Here is a 6,871-nt window from a genome sequence, read left to right as displayed (position 1 = left end):
GCGCCATGCGCGCACTTGTTTCTACACGATCCGGGTGCAACCAGCTGATCTATCTCGGGAAAACGTGGGGAAACCTCAGTACCTGCTCCGCGTTGGCTGGCTCAGCCTTGGCTGTGGAGTCGTCGGCGCGGTTGCAGCCGGCCAATAGCAGCAGTGCGCTCATCAAACCAAGCAGTCTGGATGTCATGGGTGCGTTCCTCACGGGTGCGCGACAGCCTACATCGCCCGCATCGCGGCGATGTGCAGAACGGTGTGACCATTGCCGGTGTGACCATTGCGTCGTACCGATGTCATCGGCGCTTCATTCGCAGCGGTCACGCTGACGGCTTGGCAGGACCGCCGCCATGACCCCATGCAAGACTGAGCCTGCCCTCACTGCGCTGCAGCCCACTGACATTGCTGCAGCGACGCCCGCTGATTTTGGCCGATGGGAAGCGCGACGTGGCAACGCTGGCCGTGCTGTTGGGCGGCGATGCGGTGGCGCTGGTGCAGACCTTGTCTGCGATGGGGTATCTGCAGTTGAGTGAGGTGGCGGCAGTGGCAGGCAGTGCGATCGTGCCGATCGGCACGACCAGCACGATCGCTACGGCAGAGCCGACGCCCTCTGCGCCCATGCAACCGCCGGATGCGCAGCAGACCGAAGAAGACCTGCAACGTCAGCGCCCTCGTGCCGCCACCAACGCACGGCTGTATCTGCCCGACATCCTGCAGCTGCAACGCAACCCGGTGGCCGTGGTCCTGCATCGCCATCTGCACGCCGCCCGAGCCGAAGAGGCCATCAGCGCCGCCATCGCCGAAGCACTACGCGCGTTGCCGCAGATCACCTGCGCAACATATGCGGCACGCGTGCGCGCACGGATCGGCGAGTTGCTGCCGGATGCATTGCAGGCGGCTTGATCAAACAGTTGCCACCGATGCGTTGCAGGCGGCTTGATCGGACAGCTGCGACTTTTGAAATGTCGTACCGCCTGATCAGCACAACGGGCTAGCTGTCTGAGTTACTTCACATCACCCGAGCTTGGCATCTGAAACGCAGCGCGCAATCCTGACCAGCACTGCTGGTAGTCGCCCTGCCGATGCCTGGCCTGCAGCGCTTGCTGCGTGGGGCGCAACACCGCGCGCGTCTCGAACATGAAAGCCATGGTGTCGGCGATCACATCCGGGCGCGCGAGATCTGCATGCGAGGCCTTCTCGAATGTCGCCGCATCCGGGCCGTGACCGCTCATGCAGTTGTGTAGCGAGGCGCCACCCGGCGCGAAGCCTTCTGCCTTGGCATCGTAGACGCCGTGCACCAGCCCCATGAACTCGCTGGCCACGTTGCGATGGAACCACGGCGGGCGAAAGGTGTGCTGGGCCACCAGCCAGCGCGGCGGGAAGATCGCAACATCCATACTCGCGGTGCCGTGGGTGTCGCTGGGCGAGGTCAGCACGGTGAAGATGCTCGGGTCAGGATGATCGAAGCTGATCGAGCCGATGGTGTTGAAGCGGCGCAGATCGTAGCGGTACGGCGCGTAGTTGCCATGCCAGGCCACCACATCCAGCGGCGAATGGCCGATGTCCGCACGCCAGAGATGACCCTGGAATTTGGCCACCAGTTCGAACGCGCCTTCGCGCTGTTCGAAGGCCGCATGCGGCGTTTCGAAATCACGCGCGTTGGCCAGCCCGTTCGAGCCGATCGGCCCCAGGTCGGGCAGGCGCAGCAATGCGCCGAAGTTTTCGCAGACATAACCGCGTGCACTGCCGTCGGGCAGCTCGACACGAAAACGCACACCGCGCGGTATCACCCCAATCTGCTGCGGCTCCAGCTCCAACACGCCTAGTTCGGTGTGGATGCGCAGGCGGCCGAGTTGCGGCACCAGCAACAACTCGCCATCGGCATCGTAGAAGAAGCGATCGTGCATGGATGCGTTGGCCGCATACAGATGTATCGCAACGCCGGACATTGCCTCCGGCCCGCCGTTGCCCGCCATCGTGTACAGACCATCGATGAAATCGGTCGGCATGGGCGGCAATGGCAATGGACTCCAACGCAGTTGATCCGGTGGCACCGGGCCTCTGCCGAAGTCGTTGTGGAAGGTCGATTGCGCGATCAACGAGAACGCGCCATGCACGGCTGCCGGACGGATGCGATACAGCCAACTGCGCCGATTCTCAGCGCGCGGGGCGGTGAATGCCGTGCCGGACAACTGCTCGGCATACAGCCCGTGCGCCACACGCTGCGGCGAGTTCTGCCCGACTGGCAACGTATCGGCCACGGCCTCATTGGCAAATTCGTTGCAGAAACCGGTCATGTAACGCTGGTTGTTGTGCATGGCGTGCGTCCGGACTGGGCCCCAAGAGGCTGGGATTAGCCCCTCTCCCGTCGGAAGAGGGGCTTTAACTGAGTGCGTTCTCATTGGGTTGTCTTGTCAGACAACCGGGTCCCGATGGTGTGGCGCTTGAACGATTTGCCTTCAGCGAATCCCGAATAGCGAATCACCAATCCCAGCACTCAAAGCACCCCACGCTTCATCTGATCGCGCTCGATGCTCTCGAACAGCGCCTGGAAATTCCCTTCGCCAAAGCCCTCATTACCCTTGCGCTGGATGATCTCGAAGAAGATCGGGCCGATGCAGTTGGTGGTGAAGATCTGCAGCAGCTTGCGCTGCTTGGTATCCACATCGGCATCGATCAGGATCTTGTTGCGACGCAGGCGTGCGACGTCTTCGCCGTGGTCGGGAATGCGCAGGTCCACCACGTCGAAATACGTGTCCGGCGTGTCGAGAAAGCTCACGCCCGCCGCGCGCATCTTTTCCACGCTGGCGTAGATGTCGTCGGTAAAGCAGGCGATGTGCTGGATGCCTTCGCCGTGGTAGGCGTCTAGATACTCGTTGATCTGGCTCTTGGGGTCGGAGGATTCGTTGAGCGGAATGCGCACAATGCCGTCCGGTGCGGTCATTGCCTTGGACACCAAGCCGGTCCTGGCGCCCTTGATGTCGAAGTAGCGGATCTCGCGGAAATTGAACAGGCGCTCGTAGTAATCCGACCAGCGCTGCATGTTGCCGAAATACAGGTTATGGGTCAGGTGGTCGATGAAGGTCAGCCCGAAGCCGGCCGGGTGCTGGTCGGCGCCCGGAATCGGCGCGAAGTCGGCGTCGTAGACGCTGCCCGCATCGCCATAGCGGTCCACCAGATACAGCATGCAATCGCCGATGCCTTTGACCACCGGCGCCGGCACTGCACGCGTACCGGCTTTGTCCTGCACCGCTTCGCCGCCGTTGCCCAGCACGGTCTGCAGGACGGTCTGCGCCTGGGGACGGAAGCGGATCGCAAAGCCGCAGGCGCTCGGGCCATGCGCGGCGGCGAAATCGGCGGCGAACGAATCGGGGTCTTCGTTGAGCAGGAAGTTGACCCCGCCCTGGCGATAGACGGTGATGGCGCGGCTGCGGTGACGCAGCACCGCGCTGAAGCCCATCTTGCGAAAGGAGTCGTGCAGCTGCGCCACCTGGCCGGCGGGTGCGGCGAATTCGACGAATTCGAACCCGTCGATCCCCATCGGATTGTCGAAGGTGGTGACCTGCATGCCCGGATCGGGGCGGGTGATGGGGGGGGGCGGCTGTGCATTCATCGTCGTTTCTCCACGCTGGGCCGTCCGCAGGGCTATGCGGGGTGGCAGAAGACCCGCGAGAATGTGCGGGCCACCACAGGCTTGTAGTTGCAAATGAAACCAAAATCAAGACACAGTGCAGCATGAGCGATCTCGACGCCCCCACGCCGCCGCACCATCCTGTTCTGCTCAACCTTGAGCAGTTCCTGCCATATCGCCTCAGTGTGCTGTCCAACCGGATCAGCAGCAACATCGCCAAGGTCTACGGTGATCGTTACGGGATGGCCATTCCCGAGTGGCGGGTGATCACCATCCTGGCGCTGTATCCGGGCTCTTCGGCCAGTGAGGTTTCCGACCGCACGGCGATGGACAAGGTTGCAGTGAGCCGCGCCGTGGCGCGCCTGCTGGAGCGCGGCTTCATCCGCCGCGAAACCCATGGCGACGACCGCCGCCGCTCAATGCTGGCGCTGTCGCCGGCAGGGCGCCAGGTCTACGAGACCGTCGCCCCGCTGGTCAACGACATGGAGCAGCGGCTGATGTCAGTGTTCAGCGCCGAAGAGCAGCAGATCCTGGAAAAGCTGATCGACCGGCTGGCCAATGACGGGCTGCCGCGCATGGCGCGTAAGGACTGAGTCCTGCCACGGTGGTGCGCGGCTCGCCCCCATCCGCCCTGACGGGGCATCTTCCTGCGCAAGCAGGGGAACGGCAAGCAGGGGCTCACGCCTGCGGCGGCGCCCACTGCTTGAGAAAGTCCAACAGCTTCTTGCGATCGTAACCCTCGCCCTTGCGCAGCTCCGGGCCTGACTGCAGGGTCAGCGACTTGCCCTCGTTGTCCAGCACCAACAGCGACGGGTAGTCGTTGAGCTGGACGTACTGCGACAGGAAGGGCGCGTTCTCGTTGGCCGCATCGCGGTTGACCTTGACCACTACAAAGTGCGCATCGCGGAAGCTGCGCAGCTCCGCATCGCCGCCCATCAGCTCGTCCAGTGCCTTGCACGGCTCGCAGGCCGCGTTGCCGACATTGAGTACGATGCGCTTGCCGCCGCGCTTGGCTTCGACCTTGGCAGTCTCCAGATCCGCAGCCGGATCGCGTGAGGGGTCGTATTGCGCGTTGAGCGCGGCGGCTGCGGCGATATCCGCAGCGGTCGGCGTGTTGCCCGAAGACACCGGCTGGCTGGGATCGGCGCTGGGCGGCTTCTGCATCGAGGTGTCCAGCGGCCGTGGCGCCTCCTGTTGCTCAGGCTGCCCGCAGGCGCTCAACAGGCTCGTCAGCAGCACGCCCGCCAGCAGCGGGCCACAGACAATGGGTTTGATCGGCATTGCAGTTCTCCTCACGTCACACCATGCATCAGTTTGTTGATCAACGGCGCGATCAGGAACAACACCGCGCCGGCGCCCAGCAGCGCCCAAAACCCGAAGGTATACCCGCTCAGGGCCGAGGACACGCTCACCCCTTCGCTTCCGCTGACATGCCCGGCAAAAATGCCCGACAGGTTGTTGCCGATGCCGGTGGACAAAAACCAGCCACCCATCCCGAAACCCACCAGACGCACCGGCGCCAGCTTGGTCACCATCGACAGGCCGATAGGCGACAGGCACAACTCGCCCACAGACTGAATCACATACACCATGAACAAGGTCCAGAACGGCACTTTGCCAGCATCGTTGACCAGGCTCGACAGCGCAAACATCAGCAGCAAAAACGCCAAGCCGTTAAACAGCAGGCCCAGGCCGAACTTGCGCGGAATCGAGGGATTGAAGCGGCCGGACTTGACCCAAATCCAGGCCATGATCGGCGCCAGCGTGATGATGGCAATCGAGTTCACCGACTGGAACCAGGCGGTCGGGAAGGTCCAATCTCCGAAGCCGCGGTCGACGATGTTGTCGGCCAGGAAGGTGAACGAACTGCCGGCCTGCTCGAAGAACATCCAGAACAGCACGTTGAAGGCGAAGATGATCAGCATTGCAATCACTTTGTCGCGCTGCACCTTGCCCTCGCGGATGCCTTCGATCAACAGCATCACCGACAGGCCGATGAACAACACGGTCAACACGATTTGCAACACGTCCGCGCCGACGGCAAGCAGGAAGTACACCACCGGAACCGCGAGCACGCAGCCGACCAACACCGTCAGCACACGGCCGATGCCCTGCGCATTGGGTGCCGGTGCGCCGATGCCATTGAGCTGAGGGCGGCCGATCCAGAACCACACCAGGCTGATCAGCATGCCAACGCCGGAGGCCATGAACACCATCTTGTAAGACGGCATGGCCTGGGTGCCGAACACCTTTTCGGCCAGCAACTGGGTGAGCACCGGCGAGATCATCGCGCCGAGGTTGATGCCCATGTAGAAGATGGTGAAGCCGCTGTCGCGGCGCGGGTCGGTGGTTTTATACAACTTCCCCACCATCGTCGAAATATTCGGCTTGAACAGGCCGTTGCCCACCACCACGGTGGCAAGCCCCACTTCGAACACCCGCTGGTCGGGCACTGCGATCAGGAACAACCCGGCGGCCATCACCGCCGCACCAACCAGAATTGATCGTTGGTACCCGAGTACGCGATCGGCGACGTATCCACCGAAAATCGCTGCTGCGTAGACCAAGGCCAGATAGGCGCCATAAGTTGCGCTGGCTGTCGCTTGCCCAGACCCCTGGCCGTTGTGAAACTGCGCCACGATGTACAGCACCAGCGCCCAACGAATGCCATAGAACGCAAAGCGTTCCCAGAATTCGGTCATGAACAGCATCCACAACGGCCGGGGATGGCCAAGCAGCGTGGGGAACTCGGGCGGCGCAGGCGGCTGTGGCGGAGCGGAGGCGGAAGTCGGCGCGGCAGCGTCAACACTCATAAGGTGTCCCTTGCGTATTCAGTGATGGCTGGGTGCCCGGAGCGTACCCCGGGAGAGGCGCGAGGATCACTTAGACGTCATGTACGCGTCAAATTCGCAGGACTCGTCGACCTGATGGCGGCGGCTGGTCTGCGAGCCTGAAGCCCCGTACCCTCGCCCCAACCCCTCTCCCGACGGGAGAGGGGCTAGCACGACCCTTCCCCTGCCGGGGAAGATGCCCGAAGGGGCGGATGGGGGTACGGTTTCGCAACGGAGGATCAGACGAGAGCTTCGTCTTTGGTTCGACTCCTGGCAGGCTGAGGTTTACCGGCGTCAGGTCTACTGGTTCCCCCACCAACTCCAGCCCTACTCAGTCTTAGAGCCTGTTCAAAGTCTTCTAAGCAGCAACGCCAGGAACGCCAGGAACGCCAGGTGGATCATCTGCAAGCTGGTG

5 protein-coding genes and 1 pseudogene are annotated in these 6,871 nt (G+C 62.9%); 2 read left to right on the top strand and 4 right to left on the bottom strand.

The window, feature by feature from the left end; all coding sequences use genetic code 11:
• Window positions 1-344 precede the first annotated feature (344 nt).
• Window positions 345-897: pseudogene (locus XpopCFBP1817_RS18540) on the top strand (hypothetical protein).
• A gap of 101 nt (window positions 898-998) precedes the next feature.
• Here XpopCFBP1817_RS18540 and hmgA read toward each other — a convergent pair.
• Both hmgA and hppD read right to left on the bottom strand, forming a co-directional pair.
• Window positions 999-2,312 (bottom strand): homogentisate 1,2-dioxygenase, encoded by a 1,314-nt coding sequence (gene hmgA / locus XpopCFBP1817_RS18535; RefSeq protein ID WP_128418237.1) that lies wholly within the window; start codon window positions 2,310-2,312, stop codon window positions 999-1,001.
• Between the two features lie 179 nt (window positions 2,313-2,491).
• Entirely contained in the window at window positions 2,492-3,607 is a 1,116-nt protein-coding gene (hppD, locus tag XpopCFBP1817_RS18530; protein ID WP_167393977.1) for a 4-hydroxyphenylpyruvate dioxygenase, read from the bottom strand.
• 122 nt (window positions 3,608-3,729) lie between these two features.
• Here hppD and XpopCFBP1817_RS18525 point away from each other — a divergent pair, with 122 nt between their 5' ends.
• Window positions 3,730-4,218 (top strand): MarR family winged helix-turn-helix transcriptional regulator, encoded by a 489-nt coding sequence (locus XpopCFBP1817_RS18525; protein ID WP_128418236.1) that lies wholly within the window; start codon window positions 3,730-3,732, stop codon window positions 4,216-4,218.
• Between the two features lie 85 nt (window positions 4,219-4,303).
• On the opposite strand, the gene XpopCFBP1817_RS18520 is transcribed toward XpopCFBP1817_RS18525, so the two are convergent.
• Both XpopCFBP1817_RS18520 and XpopCFBP1817_RS18515 read right to left on the bottom strand, forming a co-directional pair.
• Entirely contained in the window at window positions 4,304-4,906 is a 603-nt protein-coding gene (locus XpopCFBP1817_RS18520) for a thioredoxin family protein (RefSeq protein ID WP_128418235.1), read from the bottom strand.
• 11 nt (window positions 4,907-4,917) lie between these two features.
• A complete protein-coding gene (locus tag XpopCFBP1817_RS18515) occupies window positions 4,918-6,438 on the bottom strand; it encodes a peptide MFS transporter (protein WP_128418234.1) in 1,521 nt (506 codons plus the stop codon).
• Window positions 6,439-6,871: the final 433 nt, after the last annotated feature.

It is taken from the genome of Xanthomonas populi (genome assembly GCF_002940065.1).
In the GTDB taxonomy this organism is placed as follows: Bacteria; Pseudomonadota; Gammaproteobacteria; order Xanthomonadales; family Xanthomonadaceae; genus Xanthomonas; species Xanthomonas populi.
This window is presented reverse-complemented; position numbering and strand designations above follow the sequence as displayed.

What these genes read in the sequence shown, in the direction of transcription:
- hmgA (WP_128418237.1), bottom strand. Translation starts at nt 2,312, where the DNA reads ATGCACAACAACCAGCGTTACATGACCGGTTTCTGCAACGAATTTGCC.
- hppD (WP_167393977.1), bottom strand. Translation starts at nt 3,607, where the DNA reads ATGAATGCACAGCCGCCCCCCCCCATCACCCGCCCCGATCCGGGCATG.
- XpopCFBP1817_RS18525 (WP_128418236.1), top strand. Translation starts at nt 3,730, where the DNA reads ATGAGCGATCTCGACGCCCCCACGCCGCCGCACCATCCTGTTCTGCTC.
- XpopCFBP1817_RS18520 (WP_128418235.1), bottom strand. Translation starts at nt 4,906, where the DNA reads ATGCCGATCAAACCCATTGTCTGTGGCCCGCTGCTGGCGGGCGTGCTG.
- XpopCFBP1817_RS18515 (WP_128418234.1), bottom strand. Translation starts at nt 6,438, where the DNA reads ATGAGTGTTGACGCTGCCGCGCCGACTTCCGCCTCCGCTCCGCCACAG.